This is a genomic window from Kitasatospora sp. NPDC015121, assembly GCF_055562955.1.
Genome location: NZ_JBVHEH010000014.1, coordinates 257,878 through 277,210, shown reverse-complemented (window position 1 = coordinate 277,210; position 19,333 = coordinate 257,878). Strand labels below are relative to the sequence as shown.

The window sequence follows — 19,333 nt, the reverse complement described above, 5'->3', positions numbered from 1 at the left end:
TGAACCCCGGGCCGTCCGGTGCTGGCTATGCTGGGGCCACACCCGCAGCGAAGGAGACCGCCGATGCCGGACCGCCCCGAGGTCACGGCCGCCGAGATCGCCCGGCTCGCCGGGGTCGGCCGCGCCGCGGTCTCCAACTGGCGCCGCCGCCACCCCGACTTCCCGAAGCCGGCCGGCGGCACCGAGACCAGCCCGACCTTCCGCCTCGACCAGGTCGAGCAGTGGCTCCGCGCCCAGGGCAAACTCGCCGAACTCCCGTTGCTGGAACGGGTCTGGCGACAGCTGGAGACCCTCCGCGACCCCGCCGGACCGGCCGCCGCGCCACTGGTCACCGCCGGCGCCGTCCTGCTGCTGCTGCACCGCGACCCCGCCGCCCGCGCCGACCTCGACCGGGAACCCGACACCCGGCTCGCCACCGCCCTCCCCAAGGCCCTGCGCCGCGCCGCCACCGCCGCCCTCGGCCCGGACGCCCCCACCACCCTCGACCTGCCGCTGATCGCCGGCGCCACCCACCTCGACCTGGCCCGCCTGCTCGCCCAACTCACCGCCGACACCGGCCCCGAGGCCGCGTACGGCCACCTGCTCGCCCGCCACGCCGAGGCCAACCCCCGCCTCCAGCCGCCCATCCCGGCCGACACCGCCGCCCTGCTCGCCGCCCTGGCCGCCCCCGCGGCGGGCGGCACCGTCCTCGACCCGGCCTGCGGCACCGGCGGCGTCCTGCTGGCGGCCCCCGGCACCCGGCGCCTCGGCCAGGAGGGCGACCCCGCCCTGGCCGGCGTCGCCCTGCTCCGCCTCGCCCTGGCCGCCCCCGCCGACGCCCCCGGACCGCTCCCGCTGGACGTCCGCCCCGGCGACGCGCTGCGCGCCGACGCCTTCCCCGGCCGCACCGCCGACGCCGTGCTCTGCCGCCCGCCGTACAACGAACGCGACTGGGGCCACGACCAGCTGCAGTACGACTCGCGCTGGCCCGGCCGGCTCGTCCCGCCGCGCGGCGAGTCCGAACTCGCCTGGGTGCTGCACTGCCTGGCGCACACCCGCCCCGGCGGCACCGCCGCGCTGCTGCTCCCGCCGACCGTCGCCTCCCGCCGGGCCGGCCGCCGGGTGCGCGCCGAACTCGTCCGCTCCGGCGCCCTGCGCGCCGTCGTCGCGCTGCCCGCCGGCGCCGCCCCGCCCTACGGCGTCCCGCTGCACGTGTGGGTGCTGCGCGGGCCCGAACCCGGCGACGAGTTCCGGCACGTGCTGCTGCTGGACGCCACCGACGACGGCACCGACCGGGCCGCCCTGCACGACACCGTGCTGACCGCCTGGCGCGCCTTCGACGCCGCCGCCCGCACCGGCACCCCGCTGCCCGCCGACCGCCCCGGCCGGGCCCGGGCCGTCCCCGCGCTCGACCTGCTCGACGACGAGACCGACCTCACCCCCGCCCGCCACCTGCCCGCCGCCCCCACCGGCACCGCCCCCGACCTGCTCGCCGGACTGCGCGCCCGGCTCACCGCCGAACTCGCCCGGCTCGCCGACCTCGACAGCGCGCTGCCCGCCGCCACCCCCGCCGACCCCGACCGGCCCGCCCCGCCGCAGGTCAGCATCGGTGAACTCGCCCGCTCCGGCGCCCTCCGGGTGCACTCCTCCGGCCAGGGCGCCCCCGCCCGTCCCGGCGGCCGCACCCCCCTGCTCACCGACCAGGACCTGCAGGCCGGCGCCCCGCCGAGCGCCGCCACCGACGACGACGGCGCTGGCGACGGCGGGCTGACGGTCCGGCCCGGCGACGTCCTGGTCCCCGTCCTGGGCGGCGAGGGCGCCCGGGCCGTGCACCCCGGCAGCCCCTACCCCGGCGCCGCGCTCGGCCCCCGGCTGCACCTGCTGCGGCCCGACCCCGACCTGCTCGACCCCGACTTCCTGGCCGGCCAGCTGCGCGCCACCGGCGCCGGACGGCGGGCCAGCAGCTACGCGTCCACCACCACCCGGCTCGACATCCGCCGGGTCGAACTGCCGCGCGTCCCGATCGAGCGGCAGCGCCGCCTCGGCGCCGCGTTCCGGCGGATCGCCGCCTACGAGGAGGCGCTCGCCGCCGCCGCCGCCGAGGCCCGGACGCTGACCAGGGCGCTCACCGACACCCTCGCCTCCGGTGCGGGCGAACCGGCCTGACCCGCCGTCGGACACCCCGGCGGGCCGGGGAGCGGGCCCGCGCACCGGGTCGGGAACGGACTCCCGGCGGGTCGGTTCGTGGCGGTAGCGTGTGCGCAGCACGTCCCGCCGTCGCCGAGGAGCCCCCATGCCCGCCCGCGTCGTTCCGTACCGGAAGGGGCTGACGGCGCTGCTCGCCCTCGTCCCGGTGCTGAGCCTCGGCCTGCTCGGCATGGTCCCGTCGGCGGTGCTGGCCGTCGACCGGCGGCGCCCGGCCGACCTGGTCGGCGCCGTGGTGATCGGCCTGATGCAGCTCGGACTGTTCGTCGTCGCCGTGCTGACGCCCCGGGGCGAGCCGATCGGCGACCTGACCACCGGGCTGCTGGTGCTGCCGCTGTTCCTCGGCGCGCCCGTGCACTTCCTGCTGATGAACCGGCCCGCCCGGTGGCCCGCCGCGAAGCCCGCCGCCCACCCGTACGCCGGCTACCCGCCGCCCGCGCCGACCGGTTACCCGACCGCCGCGCCGACCGGCTACCCGCACGTCACCCACCCGGCCACCGCGCCGACCGTTCCCTTCGCCCCGGCCCCGGCCCCGATTCCGGCCCCGGCCCCGGCCCCGGCCGTGCCGCCCGCCGCTCCGACCGGGGCCGCCGAGCTGCGCGAACTCGGCGAACTGCTGCGCCGGCAGGCCGGGGACGGGCAGCCGTGAGCCGGGTCGTCGACGGGCGCTACCTGCTCGACGAGAAGATCGGGCACGGCGGGATGGGCCAGGTCTGGTCCGCCCACGACCGGCGGCTGGAACGCCGGGTGGCCGTCAAACTGCTGCGCACCGACACGCTCCCGCAGCCCGCCGGGCGCGGCGGCAGCCAGGCCGACCTGCTGCGGCAGCGCTTCCTGCGCGAGTGCCGGATCGGCGCCGGGCTCGACCACCCCGGCCTGGTCACCGTCTACGACGCGGGCACCGACGGCGAGGAGCTGTACCTGGTGATGCAGCGCGTCCCCGGGCTCAGCCTGGCCGACCTGGTCGCCGAGGAGGGCCCGCTCCCGGTCGGGCAGGCCGTCGCCGTCGCCGGACAGCTGTGCGCCGCGCTCGCCGCCGTGCACGGCGGCGGGGTGGTCCACCGCGACCTCAAGCCCAGCAACGTGATGATCCGACCGGACGGCCGGGCGGTCCTGCTCGACCTCGGCATCGCCACCGCGCTCGACCCCGGCGCCACCCGGCTCACCCTCACCGGCAGCCCGATCGGCAGCCCCGCCTACATGGCCCCCGAACAGGCGATGGCCGCCCGCACCGACCGCCGGGGCGACTTGTACGCGCTCGGCTGCATGCTGCACGAGATGCTGGCCGGGGCCCCGCCGTTCCCCGCCCCCACCGCGCTCGCCGTGCTGCGCCGCCAGGTCGACGACCCGCCCGTCCCGCTGCGCCGACTGCGCGCCGAGGTGCCCGCCGCGCTGGAGGCGCTCGTCCTGCGGCTGCTCGCCAAGCGCCCCGAGGAACGGCCCGCCGACGCCGCCGAGGTGCACGCCGTGCTGCTGCCGATGCTGCCCGCCCCCACCGACCGGGTCCGCACCCGGCTGCCCGCCGTCCCCGACCCCGGCGACCCCTACCGCTACCCGCACCACCCGCAGCCCGCGCCCGTCTCCGCCGCCGCCCTCGTCCCCGCCCCCGCCGGGCCCCCGGCGCCGCCCGCCCCGCCGCCGCTCCCGGCGACACCCCCGCCCGTGCGGCCCGTCCAGGACGCCGCGCCCGGGACGGAGACCCTCGGCGCGGCCTGCGCCCGGCTCTCCGACCTGGTCGACGCCGGCCGGCACACCGAGGTGCTCGACCTCTCCGCCCGCCTGCTGCCCCGGGCCGCCGCCGAACAGGGCGAGGACGCGCCGCTGGTCCGCACCGTGCGGGCGATCCGGGCCCGCACCCTGCTCGCCGGGCAGCGCTGGGCCGAGGCGCTGCCCGAACTGCGCCGGCTCACCGCCACCGCCGACCCCCGCGACCCCGCCCTGCCCGACCACCGCCGCCACACCGCCCGCTGCCTCGACCACCTCGGCCGGTCCGCCGAAGCGCTCGCCGAGTACCAGGCCGTGCTCGCCGCCCTCCCGCCCGACTCCCCGCACCGCGCCGAGGTCCGCGAACGCACCGGCCTGCTGCTCGCCGCCCTCGGCCACACCGAGACCGGCTGGCACCAGCTGCTCGAACTCCTGCTGGAGACCGAACGCCGGCACGGCCCGCACCACCCCGACGTCCGCCGCCTGCGCACCCACCTCGAACAGCTCGGCCGGCACCGCACCACCACCAACCCGTACGCCACCTGACGGGCCGGGGCGACTCGCGGGCGCGCGGTCTGCGCGGGGTCTGGCACCCGGGGGCGGCGGTCAATAGTCTTCGTCCCAGCCACGCACGCCGAGCACCACCGGACCGCGCTCCATCCCCCCAGGAGGCCCCAGTGATCCGCACCAGCTCCGTCCGTCGACCGGTCGCCGTCCTCGGCGTCGCGGTCGCCGCCGCCGTGCTCTCCGCCTGCGGCGGCGCACCGGCGCGGCAGGGAGCGGCCGCCGTGGTCGGCGGGGACCGGATCAGCATCGCGCAGGTCGAGGCCCGGGTGGCGGCCGTGCGGGACGGGGCGGCGGCGAGCGGGGCCGCGACCGAGGAGCAGCCCGGGCTGACCCGGCACGCGGTCTCCGACCTGATCCTCGGCAAGCTGGTCGCCCGGGCCCTGGCCGACCGTCAACTCGGCGTCAGTCAGAGCGAGGTGGACCGGGCCAGGGCCGCGGACGCGAAGCGGCTCGGCGGCGAGGCCAAGCTCACCGAGCTGCTGCGCGCCAAGCAGGGCGTCCCGGCCGGGGACGTGGACGGCTTCTACCGCCAGCAGATCGGCCTGGTGAAGCTGGCCGGCGGCCAGGACCCGAACGGCGACGCGGGCGACGCCGCGATCCGCAAGGCCCTGGTCGACGCGGGCACCGCGCTGCACGTCGAGGTCAACCCGCGCTACGGCAGCTGGGACACCGCCGAGGTCGGCCTCACCGACAGCGCCGAGGACTGGCTGCCGAAGACCGTCCGGACGCTCTGACCGGCCCGGACGCACCCGGGCACCCGCCTGGGCGTCCCTGCGCCGGACGAGTGATCGTTTCTGCGTGTCCGCCCGAATACCGTTCCGCGGCCGGTGAGGCTGGGTTTCCCTGCCCAGTTCGTCGTACCGGTTGCGAGGTCACTCGTGGTTCAGCGCCGTTCCCCCCTGCCGAGACTGCTGCGCGCCCTGTGCGCGGCGCTGCCCGTCGCCGGGCTGCTCGTCCCGCTCGCGGCGGCCCCCGCCGTGCCGGCGGTGCCGGCCGCCCTGCGCGGGGCGGGCACCCAGCGGCAGATCGGTCCGGACCCGGCGGTGAGCCTGCTGGCGCACGGCAACCTGACGATGGCCGCCAACTCGGTGCTGACCTGCGACCCCAGCGACGGCTCGCCCTGCAACGACACCGAGGGCAGCAACAACAACCGGGTCATGTACGTGAAGAGCGACCCGGGCGCGCCCGGCGACAACGCCTCCGCCGCCGACCTGGTCGTCCCGGCCGGGGCGACGGTGCTCTCGGCCCGCCTGTACTGGCAGTTCAACCCGGTCAACACCAGCACGGTGGGCGGCCACTCGGGCGACATCGCCCTGGGCGACAAGGTCTACTGGAAGGTCCCCGGCGGCTCCTCCTACGAGCAGCTGACCGCCGACACCTACGACTGGTTCGACCAGCAGGCCGGCGGCACCCCGCAACTGCTGGCCGGCGCGGGCGTCAAGGACGTCACCGCCGAGGTGAGGGCGGCCGGCCCCGGCAGCTACACCGTCGCCGACATCCAGGCCTGCGACGGCCGTTCCTCCTCGGCCAACGGCGGCGGCACCAACGTCGGCTGCTGGGGCGGCTGGTCGCTGGTCGTCGCGTACGAGAACGCGGCCGACCCGCTGCGCTACCTGAACGTCTGGGACGGCTTCCAACTGCTGCGCGACCCCGACAACCTGGCCACCCTCACCCTCGGCGGCATCCGCACCCCCGCCACCACCGCCCCCGCCTCCACCCTGGGCGTGGTGGTCGGCGACGGCGACGTGCAGATCTCCGGTGACAAGCTGCTGGTCGGCTCCAGCACCGCCGACCTCACCCTGCTGCCGATGCCCGGCCCGACCGGCGTCGTCACCGACAACGCCTTCGCCAGCCGGATCGACCGGGTCGCCGCCGACGGCACCGGCGGCAACGTCACCACCCGTGACCCGAACCCGGTCGACAACTACGGCTACGACGCCCGGACGATCGACGTCACCGGCAGGATCCCGGCCGCCGCCGACCAGGCCGTCCTGCAGATCAACGGCGCGGGCGACGCCCTGCACCCGCAGGCCGCCTGGCTGGCCGTCGACGCGCTCGAACCCGACCTGCGGATCACCAAGGCCAACAACCCCGCCGGCAGCACCGACGACAACCCGCCCGGCGACGTCGAGCCCGGCGGCACCATCACCTACTCCTTCGTCGTCGCCAACCAGCACGCCGACGGCAGCAGCACCGACCTCGACACCGCCACCGACGTCACCCTCACCGACCAGCTGCCCGCCGGCACCACCTACAAGGCCGGCTCCAACCCGAACTGCTCGGCCGCCGGCCGGACCGTCACCTGCACCGTCCCCGACCTCGCCCCCGGCGCCACCGCCGACGTCGCCTTCGACGTGACCGTCGACCAGGCCGCCACCGGCGGCACCAAGCTGGACGACACCGCCACGCTCGCCTACCGGGGCAGCCAGACCCGGCGCGACCAGACCCGGACCAGCAACACCGTCCGCAACACGGTCGTCGACCTGCCGCAGTACCGGATCGCCAAGACCGCCACCCCGCGCAGCGCCGCCCCCGGCGACACCGTCGCCTACCAGGTCACCGTCACCAACACCGGACGGGTCGCCGCGCCCGGCGTCACCCTCGACGACGGCCTCGCCGACGTGCTGGCCGACGCCACCTACAACGGCGACGCCGCCGCCGACCTCGGCACCGCGACCGTCACCGGCACCACCCTGCACTGGACCGGCGACCTGCCGGTCGGCGCCACCGCGACCCTCACCTACACGGTGACCGTCAAGCCCGGGCTGACCGCCGACGCCCGGCTCGACAACACCGTCACCTCCGCGACCTACCGCAACAACTGCGCCCAGGGCAGCACCGACACCGCCTGCGGCGCGACGGTCACCGTCACCGTCCCCTCCCCGTCGCCGTCGCCCTCGCCGTCCGGCAGCACCGGCCCGTCGCCGTCCGCGAGCCCGTCGCAGAGCCCGAGCGGCACCCCGCAGCCCGTGCCCGGCCCCTCCGAGAGCGGCCGGCTGCCCGACACCGGCAGCACCGGCGCCCTCCCGCTGATCGGCCTGGCCGCGCTCGGCTGCGTGCTGGCCGGCCTGATGGCCCTGGCGACCAGGGGCCGCCGCCGGCACTGACCGGACAGCGGCCCGAGACACCCCGCAGGACCGCGGCGCGGGACGGCGCCGCGGTCCTGCGGCGCGTTCCGGGGCCCGCCGCCACCGGGGTAGGTTCGACCCCGTGGAGACTCCGAAGCTGATCCTGCTGACCACCACCCACCGCGTCGCGCCCGGCCTGCTGTCCTGGCCCGCCTGGGAGGCGCTCCGGTCCGCGCCCCGGGTGCTGGCCGGCGTCGCGGACCACCCGCAGCTGGCCGCCCTGCGCGCGGCCGGGGTCGAACCGGAGCTGGTGGAGCGGGACTCGGCGCCCGCGCTGGCCCGCCGGCTGCTGGCCGCCGCCCCGGCCGTCTGGCTGGAGAGCCCGGACGGCGACCCCGGGCTGACCGACGCGCTGGCCCGGATCGCGGTGGAGGAGGCCGGCGAGCACCCGGAGATCGAGCTGCTGCCCGGCTCGTACGACCTGCCGGGCGCCCGCCTGCTCGACCTGGCCTCGGTGATGGACCGGCTGCGCTCGCCCGGCGGCTGCCCGTGGGACGCCGAGCAGACCCACGAGAGCCTGGTGAAGTACCTGGTCGAGGAGGCCTTCGAACTGGTCGAGGCGATCGAGGAGGGCGACCGGGTGACCCTGCGCGAGGAGCTCGGCGACGTGCTGCTGCAGGTGTTCTTCCACGCCCGGATCGCCGAGGAGCACGCCGGGGACCCGTTCTCGATCGACGACGTCGCGGGTGACATCGTCGAGAAGCTGATGTACCGCCACCCGCACGTGTTCGGCGACGTGAGCGTGACCGGCTCCGCCGAGACCGAGGCCAACTGGGAGCAGCTGAAGGCGGCGGAGAAGCAGCGCGAATCGGTGCTGGACGGCGTGCCGGCCGGCCTGCCCGCGCTGGCGTACGCGGCCAAGCTGGTCTCCCGGGTGCGCCGGGCGGACTTCACCGGCGTGCCGGACGCGCCGTACGCGCTCCCCGACGACCTCACCGCCGAGTCGGCGGGGGAGCTGCTGCTGGCGGTCGCGCAGCGCGCCCACGACCGGGGGGTGGACGTGGACGCGGCGCTGCGGGCGGCGGCCCGCCGCTACCGCGCGGCGGTCCGGACCGCGGAGGGCCTGGAGCCCTGACCGGCCGCTAACCGGCCAGCGGGACCTCCGCGACCGGGCGGCGCTGGGCCGGGACGACCTCGCCGACCACCTCGCCGATCGCCTCGCCGACCAGGGCGAGCAGTTCGGCGAGCGGGTCGAGGTGGTGGGGCAGGTCGGCGAGCTGGACGATCCGCTCGCCGTCCGGGCCGGCCACCGCGAACAGGTCGATCGGGCCGAGGTGCTCGACGGCGGTGGCGACCAGGGCGGCGATGTCCGCCGGATGGTGGACGTCGCCGGAGACGCCGACCACCGGGCAGCCGGGGCGGTCGAGTTCGGCGGCCAGGTCCTCGGCGATGCCGGGGCGCAGGTCGGCGATGAGCAGGCCGGCCGCGCCCGCCGCGGAGAACCGGCGGGCCAGGTCGGCCCCCGAACCCCCGTCGAGCACCGCGACGACCACCACCGCACCGGTTACCCGCATGGTCTGCTCCCCTCTCAGAGCGAACCCGTGGCCGGCCCGCACGCCGCCCACTGTGGTTATCGGAGGATCGTAGGCACGCCCCGACGCTCCGCAACAGGGAATACCCACCAGGTGACCAGACTCACGCGGTGGCGCTTCCGGATACGGTCAAGACATGCCAGATCAGCCCCACGCCGCCCACCCGCAACTCTTCACCTGGGAGTTCGCGGCCGACCCCTACCCGGCGTACGCCTGGCTGCGGGAGCACTCCCCGGTGCACCGCACCACCCTGCCGAGCGGGGTCGACGCCTGGCTGGTCACCCGCTACGCGGACGCGCGGCAGGCGCTGGCGGACGCCCGGCTCTCCAAGAACCCGGCGCACCACAGCGAGCAGGCCCACCGCAGCGGACGGGTCGGCATCCCGGGCGAGCGGCAGGCCGACCTGATGACCCACCTGCTGAACATCGACCCGCCCGACCACACCCGGCTGCGCCGGCTGGTCTCCAAGGCGTTCACCCCGCGCCGGGTGGCCGAGTTCGAGCCCCGGGTGCGGGAGATCACCGACCGGCTGGTCGACTCCTTCGCCGCCCGGGGCGAGGCCGACCTGATCCACGAGCTCGCCTTCCCGCTCCCCATTTACGCGATCTGCGACCTGCTCGGCGTCCCCGCCGAGGACCAGGACGATCTGCGCGACTGGGCCGGGATGATGATCCGGCACACGGGGGGCAAGCGGGGCGGGGTCGGCCGCGCGGTCAAGCAGATCCGCGGCTACCTGGCCGACCTGATCCACCGCAAGCGGGCCGACCTCGGCGACGACCTGATCTCCGGCCTGATCCGGGCGAGCGACCACGGCGAGCACCTCACCGAGAACGAGGCCGCGGCGATGGCCTTCATCTTGCTTTTCGCCGGGTTCGAGACCACCATCAACCTCATCGGCAATGGCATGTACGCGCTGTTGCGGAACCCGGACCAGCGCACGCTGCTCCAGGACTCGCTGGCCCGCGGCGAGTCCGGCCTGCTGGCCACCGGCGTCGAGGAACTGCTGCGCTACGACGGCCCGGTGGAGCTGGCGACCTGGCGCTTCGCCACCGCCCCGCTGACCATCGGCGGAGTGGACGTCCCGGTCGGCGACCCGGTGCTGGTGGTGCTCGCGGCGGCCGACCGCGACCCGGCCCGGTTCGCCGCCGAGAACACCCTCGACCTGGCCCGCGCGGACAACCCGCACCTCGGTTTCGGTCACGGCATCCACTACTGCATCGGCGCCCCGCTGGCCCGGCTTGAGGGGCAGTACGCGATCGGCAGCCTACTGACCAGGCTTCCGGACCTCCGGCTGGCGGCCGATCCGGCCGAGCTGCGCTGGCGGGGCGGGCTGATCATGCGCGGTCTGCGCGACCTCCCGGTCTCCTTCACGCCCCGCTGACGCCGTTTCAACCCCCGCGACACGCCGCCGCGCAGGGCCGACGACACGCCGGGGCGGGGGCGCGCGTCGCACGCCTGCTCGGGAGAAATGCGGACATAAGGGGATCGTTCGTGTACGTGGATCGAAGATCCGTGATTTCGGCGTGATCATGGTGATATGAGCTTGTGATTGCTCGTCAGCTTTGCCTACTCTCCGACATGCCCGCAGCTGCGGGCCCCGGTCGCGGCACGCCGAGTCCTGTCCGCCGCGTCCCCGGGCCACCGACCAGGTACCGGACAGGAGCGGGGGAACCAGTGTGAACGCCGTAGTCCCAACGGCTTGGGGTGAAGCCGCCGAGCAGCGGACGCAGCCGCGTCCGGACCGTCCGGCGGCCGGGCCAACCTCCCGGTCCGAACCCGACAGCTCACCTCGCAGGCGTGCGGAGAGGAAGTCCCGTGCTGTTCTCCAACGCTGCCCGTCACCGCCGTAGTACCAAGGCCGAGAAGGTCATCGCCGCCGCCGGCGTGGCCTCGGTCGGCCTGGCCCTGCCCCTGCTCGCCGCCACCGGAGCGGCAGCCGCACCCGCCGACACCTGGGACCGGGTGGCCCAGTGCGAGAGCGGCGGCGACTGGAACATCAACACCGGCAACGGCTTCTACGGCGGTCTGCAGTTCACCTCCTCCACCTGGCGCGCCTTCGGCGGTGCCCAGTACGCGGCCCGCGCCGACCAGGCCAGCCGCGCCCAGCAGATCGCGGTGGCCGAGCGGGTGCTCGCCGCCCAGGGCCCCGGCGCCTGGCCGGTCTGCTCCAAGCGGGCCGGACTCACCAAGGGCGGCACGCCCGCCGACGTCTCCGACGACGCCGCCTCGCGCTCCGAGGAGCGCCCCACCGCACCCCAGCGGCCGAAGGGCCAGCCGTCGACGAAGCCGGCCAAGCCCGCCGCCAAGCCCACCCGGCCCGCCGCCGAGCCGCAGGCCGCCGAGGTCCCGGCCGCCGCCGCCCCGCAGGCCGCCCCGCAGGGCGCGACCGCCGGCGGCTACACCGTCCAGGAGGGCGACACGCTCTCCGGCATCGCCGTCGCGCGGCAGGTGTCCGGCGGCTGGGAGCGGATCTACCAGGACAACCGCGCGCTGATCGGCGCCGACCCGGACCTGATCGTCCCCGGCCAGGTGCTCGCGCTCTGACCCGCGGGACGCGGCGTCCCGGCATCCGGGACGCGACCGGCCGGCGGCCTGACGAGGCCCCGCCGCCGCCCCGACGGGGGCCGCGTCCCCTGACGTGCCGTCCGCTCCCGGCGCGCGCCGCGCAGTTCGCGCCGCCGGGGGCGGCGGGGCGGCCGTCAAACAGGTGAACTACCGATGAGTAGCCCGGCCACACCGTGAGACAGGACCCGGCCGGGAGTGGTCGAGCGGCGCTCTAGGGCTAGGCTCTGGTCGTAACGACCACACATCCGCTTCCGCTAGGAGATGCCTCGTGCCGTCCATTGATGTCGTCGTAGCCCGTGAGATCCTCGACTCCCGCGGCAACCCCACGGTCGAGGTCGAGGTCGGTCTCGACGACGGCAGCACCGGTCGCGCGGCCGTCCCGTCGGGTGCCTCCACCGGTGCCTTCGAGGCCCTGGAGCTCCGCGACGGCGACAAGAACCGCTACTTCGGCAAGGGCGTCGAGAAGGCCGTCCTCGCCGTGATCGAGCAGATCGGCCCCGAGCTGGTCGGCTACGACGCCACCGAGCAGCGCCTCATCGACCAGGCCATGCTCGACCTGGACGCCACCCCGGACAAGTCCTCGCTCGGCGCCAACGCCATCCTCGGCGTCTCGCTCGCCGTGGCGCACGCCGCCTCCGAGGCCAGCGACCTGCCGCTGTTCCGCTACCTGGGCGGCCCGAACGCCCACGTGCTGCCCGTCCCGATGATGAACATCCTCAACGGCGGCTCGCACGCGGACTCCAACGTCGACATCCAGGAGTTCATGATCGCCCCGATCGGCGCGGAGTCCTTCTCCGAGGCCGTCCGCTGGGGCGTCGAGGTCTACCACACCCTCAAGGGCGTCCTGAAGGAGCGCGGCCTCTCCACCGGCCTGGGCGACGAGGGCGGCTTCGCCCCGAACCTGGACTCCAACCGCGAGGCCCTGGACCTCATCACCGAGGCCATCAAGAAGGCCGGCTACACCCCGGGCAAGGACGTCGCGCTCGCCCTGGACGTCGCCGCGTCCGAGTTCTACAAGGACGGCGCCTACCAGTTCGAGGGCAAGGCGCTCTCCGCCGCCGACCTGATCGCGTACTACGCCGAGCTGGTCGCCGACTACCCGCTGGTCTCCATCGAGGACCCGCTGGACGAGTCGGACTGGGACGGCTGGAAGGCCATCACCGACGCGCTGGGCGACAAGGTCCAGCTGGTCGGCGACGACCTGTTCGTCACCAACCCGGAGCGCCTGCGCAAGGGCATCGAGACCGGCACCGCCAACGCGCTGCTGGTCAAGGTCAACCAGATCGGCTCGCTCACCGAGACCCTGGACGCCGTCGAGCTGGCCCAGCGCAACGGCTACCGCTGCATGATGTCGCACCGCTCCGGCGAGACCGAGGACGTCACCATCGCCGACCTCGCCGTCGCCACCAACTGCGGCCAGATCAAGACCGGCGCCCCGGCCCGCTCCGAGCGCGTCGCCAAGTACAACCAGCTGCTGCGCATCGAGGAGATCCTCGACGACGCCGCCGAGTACGCGGGCCGTTCGTCCTTCCCGCGTTTCAAGGGCTGAGCCTGTTGTGACCGGTGCCCCGGTCCCCACCGCGTAGGGTGGGGACCGGGGCACCGGCATGCGCAGGAGGGGCGAGCAGACATGGCCAAGTGGAGGATTCCCGGGTTGGCGGCGCGACCGCGCTTCACCAGCCGGGCCACCGTGCTGGTGCTCGTGCTGTGCTCGCTGGTGGCGATACTCGCCTACCCGGCGCGGCAGTACATCGCCCAGCGCGGCGAGGTCGCCGCGCAGCGGGCCAAGGCCGAGCACGCCCGCCAGCAGGTCGACGAGCTGCGCCGGGAGAAGGCCCGCTGGCAGGACCCGGAGTACGTCAAGGCGCAGGCCCGGGAGCGGCTGCACTACGCGCTGCCCGGCGAGACCGCGTTCGTCTCGGTCTCCCCGCCGCCCCCGCCCGGCGCGAAGTCCGCCCCGGCGGACGCCGCGGCCCGTCCGAAGGCCGTCAAGCCCTGGTACGCCGCACTCTGGGACTCGGTGGACGCCGCCGACGCCGCACTGCCGGCGCCGCGGCCGGTGCCCTGACGCCGCCCCGCACCTTCCCGGAGCCACCCGGACCTCCCCGACCCCCCGCCCCCTGACGAACAGACTCCTGATGAGCAACCAGAACCCTCCCGCGTCCGACGCCCCCGAGGTGTCCGACCACGACGTCGCCGCCATCGCCGCCCAGCTCGGCCGGGTGCCGCGCGGGCTGCGCGGCGTCGCCCACCGCTGCCCGTGCGGCAACCCGGACGTGGTGGAGACCGCGCCCCGGCTGCCCGACGGCACGCCGTTCCCGACGCTCTACTACCTGACCTGCCCCCGGGCCGCCTCGCTGATCGGCACCCTGGAGGCGGACGGCGTGATGAAGGAGCAGACCGCCCGGCTCGCCGAGGACCCCGAGCTCGCCGCCGCCTACCGGGGGGCGCACGAGGACTACATCGCCCGCCGGGACGCGATCGAGGTGCTGGAGGGCTTCCCCAGCGCCGGCGGGATGCCCGACCGGGTGAAGTGCCTGCACGTGCTGGTCGGCCACTCGCTGGCCGCCGGGGAGGGCGTCAACCCGCTCGGCGACGAGGCGATCGGGATGCTGGAGCAGTGGTGGGCCAAGGGCCCGTGCGTCAGCCCCGCCGAGGTCGAGGCGGCCGGCGAGCGGGTCGCCCGCAACCGGGCCAGGAACGAGGACCGGGACCACGCCGGGACGATCGCCGCCAAGGAGGCGCTGAGCGCCGAGCGGGCCGCCCGCAAGGCCGCCGGGGCCGGCGCCGAGACCGGTTCGGAGGACGAGTCGTGACCGTCACCCGGGTCGCCGCCATCGACTGCGGCACCAACTCGATCCGCCTGCTGATCGCCGACCTCGACCCGGAGACCGGCGGGATCACCGACCTGGACCGGCGGATGCTGATCGTCCGGCTCGGCCAGGACGTCGACCGGACCGGTCGGCTGCACCCCGAGGCGCTGGCCCGCACCTTCGCGGCCTGCCGCGAGTACGCCGAGGTGATCGCCGGGCACGGCGTCACCCCGGACCGGATCCGGATGGTCGCCACCTCGGCCTCCCGGGACGCCGAGAACGCCGCCGAGTTCACCGCCGGGGTCAAGGAGATCCTGGGCGTCACCCCGAGCGTGGTCAGCGGGGACGAGGAGGCCCGGCTCTCCTTCACCGGCGCCACCCGGGAACTGCTCGGCGGCCCGCACCGGCCGCCGTACCTGGTGTTCGACCTGGGCGGCGGCTCCACCGAGTTCGTGCTCGGCGAGCGGGACGTGCGGGCCGCGTACTCGATGGACATCGGCTGCGTCCGGATGACCGAGCGTCACTTCGCGGGCGGGCACCCCACCGAGGCGCAGATCGAGGCCGCCCGGGCCGACATCCGGGCCGCGCTGGACACCGTCGCCCGGACCGTCCCGCTGGACTCCGGCGCCACCCTGGTCGGCCTGGCCGGCACCGTCACCACCGTCGCCGGAATCGCCCTGGAGCTGCCCGGCTACGACTCCGAGCGGATCCACCACGCGGTGCTGGACGTCGCGCGGGTGCGGGAGACCGCCGAGTGGCTGCTGCGCTCCTCGCACGCCGAGCGGGCCGCGATGCCGGTCATGCACCCCGGGCGGGTGGACGTGATCGCGGCGGGCGCGCTGGTGCTGCTGGAGATCATGGAGCGCACCGGGGCCGCCGAGCTGCTGGTCTCCGAGCACGACATCCTGGACGGGATCGCCTGGTCGATCGCCTGAACGGGCTCTCCCCGGACGGCCCCCGGCGGCCTCCCGACGTCCCCGCGCGGGCCGTCCGGAGGCCCTCCGGGGGCCGTCCGGCGTGTCGGCCGAAGAACCTTCGTGAATTTCTTCACATGGCAATCCAGCCTTTCGCGCCACCGGGGGGCCCGCTCCGTCCGAAATGTGGGACCGAAGGTGCCGCTGGCGGGTTGCTCATGGGATCCCAGGCAACCCGGTGGTCATCCCGGAGAAATCGAAACCCCGCTCGGGAACCCGTGCGGCGCAAGGATCGTTGCTGCTCAGCGCGGCACCGGGTGGCCGACCGCCCACAGCGGGCGGTCGGGGCGGGCGGGGGGACCCCGCCGGGCCGGAAGTGCGGGCGCGCAGTGTAGCACCAGGTGTCCAGGAGCTTGTGACGGGCCTCACGAATGGCCCGTCAGCCGGGGGTGGATACTTTCGGATATGAGCACCACGGAGCGTCCTCGCATCCTCATTGTCGGCGGTGGTTACGTCGGCCTGTATGCCGCGATGCGCATCCTCAAGAAGATGCGTTACGGCGAAGCGACCGTCACGGTCGTCGACCCGCGGTCGTACATGACGTACCTGCCCTTCCTTCCCGAGGCGGCCGGCGGCAACGTCGCGCCCCGCAACCTCGTCGCACCGCTGCGCAGCGCCCTGAAGAAGGCGGAGGTGCTCACCGGTCACGTGACCGAGGTGGACCACGCCCGCAAGGTCGCCACCATCCAGCCCGCGGCCGGCGACTCCTACGAACTGCCCTTCGAGTACCTGGTCGTCGCGACCGGCTCGGTCTCCCGCACCTTCCCGATCCCGGGCCTGGCGGAGCACGGCATCGGCATGAAGACGGTCGAGGAGGCGATCAGCCTCCGCAACCACGTCATGGCGCAGCTCGACAAGGCCGAGTCCACCACGGACGAGGACGTCCGGCGCAAGGCCCTGACCTTCGTGGTCATCGGCGGTGGCTTCGCCGGCATCGAGACGGTCGCCGAGATCGAGGACATGGCGCGCGACGCCGCCAAGATCTACAAGACCGTCAGCCGGGACGACATGCGCTTCGTCGTGGTGGAGGCGGCCAACCGCATCCTCCCCGAGATGGGCCCCGACCTGGGTCTGTGGACCAAGGGCCGGCTGGAGGAGCGCAACATCGAGGTCTACATCGAGACCTCGATGGACTCCTGCGTCGACCAGCACGTGGTGCTGAAGAACGGCATGGAGTTCGACGCCTCCACCATCGTGTGGACCGCCGGCGTCAAGCCCAACCCGGTCGTCAACCGCTTCGGCCTCCCGCTCGGCCCGCGCGGCCACGTGGACACCGCGGCGACCCTCCAGGTCCAGGGCTTCGACTACGTGTGGGCGGCCGGCGACAACGCCCAGGTCCCCGACCTGGCCGCCGGTGAGGGCGCCTGGTGCCCGCCGAACGCGCAGCACGCCGTCCGGCAGGCCGCCGTCCTCGGCGACAACGTCATCGCGGGCATGCGCGGCTTCCCGCAGGCCGAGTACAAGCACAAGAACCTCGGCGCGGTGGCCGGCCTCGGCCTGCACAAGGGCGTGGCGATCCTCTTCGGCAAGGTCAAGCTGAAGGGCCGCCTGGCCTGGTGGTTCCACCGCGGCTACCACGGCGCGATGGTCCCGACCATGAACCGCAAGATCCGGGTCTTCACCGACTGGACCCTGGCGATGTTCCTCAAGCGCGAGACGGTCGGCCTCTCCGAGATGGAGAAGCCGTTCGACGCCTTCCAGGAGGCGACCGCCCCCGCTCCGAAGCCGGCCGCCGCGGCCGCGCCGGAGAAGGAGCTCGCCACCAGCAAGTAGGTCGCGAGCAGGCAAGCCGCAAGCAAGCAAGTCGCGAGCGAAGAAGCGACCAGACCCGACACAGGTCGGGTACGAGTCGGAGGCCCTCCGCCCGGCAGCGCCGCCGGACCACGACCTCCGTGGTGCTCAGCCGGCCCCGCCACCGGGCGGAGTACAGCAGGCAGTTGACGAAGGCCCCCACCCTCCACCGGGTGGGGGCCTTCGGGCGTCCGGGGGCGGCGCGGGGCTCCGGCTCACTCCTGGCCGGTCGGGCCGGTCCGCCCGGCCAGCCGCTCGTGCCGCTGGCGGGCCGCCTGCGGGGTGCCGAGGCCGAGGCCGAAGGCGATCTCCTGCCAGGTCATCCCGCGGCCCCGGGCCATGGTGAGCAACCCGGTCTCCAGCTCGTCGAGTTCGGCCCGGACCAGGGGCAGCAGGGTGAGCGCCGCGGTGACGTCCGCCCGGTCGACCTCCGGCTCGCCCTCCTCGGCCAGGGCCGCCCCGCTCAGCAGGAAGGCCACCAGCCGCACCGCCTCGTGCGGCGCGAGCATCGCCGGGTTGGTCTGCCGGGCCCGCTGCCCGGCGTCGGCCGCGTGCCGCTCGGCGATCCGCAGCAGCGAGGCGTACACCCGCTGTGCGCGGGCGGCCTCGGGGTCGGGCGGGGCGAACGGGTCGCCGGCGGTGGCGGGGGCGGGCTGGGGGGAGGTGTCGGCCATGGCTCCAGGGTCGGCGATGAACGCACCCTCGTCAAGGATCCGTTGTGAACGAGTTGTTCAAAGCGCGGGCCGCGAGCCGGACCGAAGGTCCGTGATCGGAGCATCACCGCAGGTGACGACGGGTGGGCAGGACGGTGCCCAGAGCCGGATTCGAACCGGCACGGCCTCGCGGCCAAGCAGTTTTAAGCTGCCCGTGTCTGCGTTCCACCATCTGGGCCTGGGGCGTGGCGAACTCACTCCTGAGCCTAGTCGGCCGGACGAGGGTTTCGCATATTTCCCGGGACGGAAGTTGTCATGCTTCCATGCCATCTGACGAAGCGTCCGTGCTTTCGGCCACCGCCCGGTGGTTCTCGGCCACCCGCGGCCCCCGAGCGGCCCCGGAGCGGCTCCGACCCGGCCGCGGTCCGGCCCCGGTCCGGCTCCGGGGGAGGGGTCATCCCGGAGGAGGAGACGGCTCCCGGAGCCGTACGCCTGGCGGCGGTGGGGCAACCGTTCGGCGGAGCGACGTGAGTGGGGAGGACGGCCGGGAGGATGGAGTAGCGGTCGGAGGAGCGTTCCGAGCCGGTCGCGCCGTGACGAAACCCGCCCCTCCCGGACTAGGAGTCCCCACCGTGAGCACCTCGACCGCGTACCCGCCCCACACCGGTCTGGCGGCGGCCCGCGCCACCGGCCTGAACAAGGTCTACGGCGAGGGCGAGACCCGCGTCGTGGCGCTCGACGACGTCTCGGTCTCCTTCGGGCGGGGCGAGTTCACCGCCATCATGGGGCCGTCCGGCTCCGGCAAGTCCACGCTGATGCACTGCATGGCCGGGCTGGACGCGGTCACCTCCGGGTCGGCCACCATCGGCGACACCGAGCTGGTCGGGCTGAAGGACAAGCAGCTGACCCGGCTGCGCCGGGACAAGATCGGCTTCGTCTTCCAGGCCTTCAACCTGCTGCCGACGCTGACCGCCCTGGAGAACATCACGCTGCCGATGGACATCGCCGGCACCAAGGTCGACCGGGCCTGGCTGGACCGGGTGGTGGAGACCGTCGGCCTGTCCGGGCGGCTCTCGCACCGGCCCGCGCAGCTCTCCGGCGGCCAGCAGCAGCGCGTGGCCTGCGCCCGGGCGCTGGCCTCCAAGCCGGAGATCATCTTCGCCGACGAGCCCACCGGCAACCTGGACTCCCGCTCCGGCGCCGAGATCCTCTCCTTCCTGCGCAACTCGGTGCGCGAACTCGGCCAGACCGTGGTGATGGTGACCCACGACCCGGTGGCCGCCTCCTACGCGGACCGGGTGGTGTTCCTGGCGGACGGCCGGATCGTCGACGAGCTGCACGGCCCGACCGCCGACAGCGTCCTGGACCGGATGCGTCGCTTCGACGCCAAGGGCCGCACCAGCTGACGCCGCGTCAGCCCAG

The 19,333-nt window shown here is 74.9% G+C and carries 15 protein-coding genes, 1 tRNA gene, 1 pseudogene and 1 riboswitch; of the genes and pseudogenes, 14 read left to right on the top strand and 3 right to left on the bottom strand.

All coding sequences use genetic code 11. The features are described 5' to 3' along the window. Positions 1-63: 63 nt before the first annotated feature. The 6 genes from ACZ3J7_RS22800 to ACZ3J7_RS22775 all read left to right on the top strand — a co-directional run bounded on the left by ACZ3J7_RS22800 (position 64) and on the right by ACZ3J7_RS22775 (position 8,658). Positions 64-2,145 carry an N-6 DNA methylase gene (locus ACZ3J7_RS22800; protein WP_465624065.1) on the top strand — a complete coding sequence of 694 codons (2,082 nt, stop codon included), beginning with the start codon at positions 64-66 and terminating at the stop codon, positions 2,143-2,145. Between the two features lie 127 nt (positions 2,146-2,272). Continuing rightward, positions 2,273-2,833, top strand: coding sequence for a hypothetical protein (locus ACZ3J7_RS22795; RefSeq protein ID WP_465624063.1), 561 nt, complete (start codon positions 2,273-2,275; stop codon positions 2,831-2,833). After that, positions 2,830-4,434: a serine/threonine-protein kinase gene (locus ACZ3J7_RS22790; protein WP_465624061.1), complete on the top strand. Its 1,605-nt coding sequence runs from the start codon at positions 2,830-2,832 to the stop codon at positions 4,432-4,434. The genes ACZ3J7_RS22795 and ACZ3J7_RS22790 overlap by 4 nt, the downstream gene beginning before the upstream one ends. Positions 4,435-4,565: 131 nt before the next feature. Continuing rightward, positions 4,566-5,189 (top strand): SurA N-terminal domain-containing protein, encoded by a 624-nt coding sequence (locus ACZ3J7_RS22785; protein WP_465624059.1) that lies wholly within the window; start codon positions 4,566-4,568, stop codon positions 5,187-5,189. 144 nt (positions 5,190-5,333) lie between these two features. Further along, on the top strand, positions 5,334-7,562 hold the full coding sequence (locus tag ACZ3J7_RS22780; protein WP_465624056.1) for a DUF7927 domain-containing protein: 2,229 nt from the start codon (positions 5,334-5,336) through the stop codon (positions 7,560-7,562). A 103-nt stretch (positions 7,563-7,665) separates the two neighbouring features. After that, positions 7,666-8,658, top strand: coding sequence for a nucleoside triphosphate pyrophosphohydrolase (locus tag ACZ3J7_RS22775; RefSeq protein WP_465624054.1), 993 nt, complete (start codon positions 7,666-7,668; stop codon positions 8,656-8,658). 7 nt (positions 8,659-8,665) lie between these two features. Here ACZ3J7_RS22775 and ACZ3J7_RS22770 read toward each other — a convergent pair whose 3' ends face one another. Further along, entirely contained in the window at positions 8,666-9,097 is a 432-nt protein-coding gene (locus ACZ3J7_RS22770) for an SDR family NAD(P)-dependent oxidoreductase (protein ID WP_465624052.1), read from the bottom strand. A gap of 154 nt (positions 9,098-9,251) precedes the next feature. On the opposite strand from ACZ3J7_RS22770, the gene ACZ3J7_RS22765 reads away from it, so the two are divergent. The 7 genes and pseudogenes from ACZ3J7_RS22765 (at position 9,252) to ACZ3J7_RS22735 (ending at position 17,240) form a co-directional block, all read left to right on the top strand. After that, the gene (locus tag ACZ3J7_RS22765) at positions 9,252-10,496 is read left to right on the top strand and encodes a cytochrome P450 family protein (RefSeq protein ID WP_465624050.1); all 1,245 of its coding nucleotides are present in this window, start codon (positions 9,252-9,254) and stop codon (positions 10,494-10,496) included. A 232-nt stretch (positions 10,497-10,728) separates the two neighbouring features. Further along, a riboswitch (cyclic di-AMP (ydaO/yuaA leader) is annotated at positions 10,729-10,927 on the top strand. A gap of 3 nt (positions 10,928-10,930) precedes the next feature. After that, positions 10,931-11,659 carry a transglycosylase family protein gene (locus tag ACZ3J7_RS22760; protein ID WP_465624048.1) on the top strand — a complete coding sequence of 243 codons (729 nt, stop codon included), beginning with the start codon at positions 10,931-10,933 and terminating at the stop codon, positions 11,657-11,659. Positions 11,660-11,948: 289 nt separating this feature from the next. Then, positions 11,949-13,229 (top strand): phosphopyruvate hydratase, encoded by a 1,281-nt coding sequence (gene eno / locus ACZ3J7_RS22755; protein WP_465624047.1) that lies wholly within the window; start codon positions 11,949-11,951, stop codon positions 13,227-13,229. An 81-nt stretch (positions 13,230-13,310) separates the two neighbouring features. After that, positions 13,311-13,748, top strand: a complete 438-nt coding sequence (locus ACZ3J7_RS22750; protein WP_465624045.1) for an FtsB family cell division protein — start codon at positions 13,311-13,313, stop codon at positions 13,746-13,748. 70 nt (positions 13,749-13,818) lie between these two features. Next, positions 13,819-14,343: pseudogene (locus ACZ3J7_RS22745) on the top strand (DUF501 domain-containing protein); the annotation flags it as partial. Positions 14,344-14,492: 149 nt separating this feature from the next. Beyond that, positions 14,493-15,428 (top strand): Ppx/GppA phosphatase family protein, encoded by a 936-nt coding sequence (locus tag ACZ3J7_RS22740; RefSeq protein WP_465624043.1) that lies wholly within the window; start codon positions 14,493-14,495, stop codon positions 15,426-15,428. Positions 15,429-15,872: 444 nt separating this feature from the next. Next, entirely contained in the window at positions 15,873-17,240 is a 1,368-nt protein-coding gene (locus ACZ3J7_RS22735) for an NAD(P)/FAD-dependent oxidoreductase (RefSeq protein WP_465624041.1), read from the top strand. 233 nt (positions 17,241-17,473) lie between these two features. Here the strand turns inward: ACZ3J7_RS22735 and ACZ3J7_RS22730 are convergent, their stop codons facing one another. Together ACZ3J7_RS22730 and ACZ3J7_RS22725 are read right to left on the bottom strand one after the other, a co-directional pair. Further along, positions 17,474-17,932, bottom strand: a complete 459-nt coding sequence (locus tag ACZ3J7_RS22730) for a DNA-binding protein (RefSeq protein WP_465624039.1) — start codon at positions 17,930-17,932, stop codon at positions 17,474-17,476. 135 nt (positions 17,933-18,067) lie between these two features. Continuing rightward, positions 18,068-18,149: transfer RNA gene (locus ACZ3J7_RS22725), tRNA-Leu, on the bottom strand. Positions 18,150-18,543: 394 nt separating this feature from the next. Between ACZ3J7_RS22725 and ACZ3J7_RS22720 the strand changes: the two genes are divergently transcribed. Further along, the gene (locus ACZ3J7_RS22720; RefSeq protein WP_465624037.1) at positions 18,544-19,317 is read left to right on the top strand and encodes an ABC transporter ATP-binding protein; all 774 of its coding nucleotides are present in this window, start codon (positions 18,544-18,546) and stop codon (positions 19,315-19,317) included. Positions 19,318-19,333: the final 16 nt, after the last annotated feature.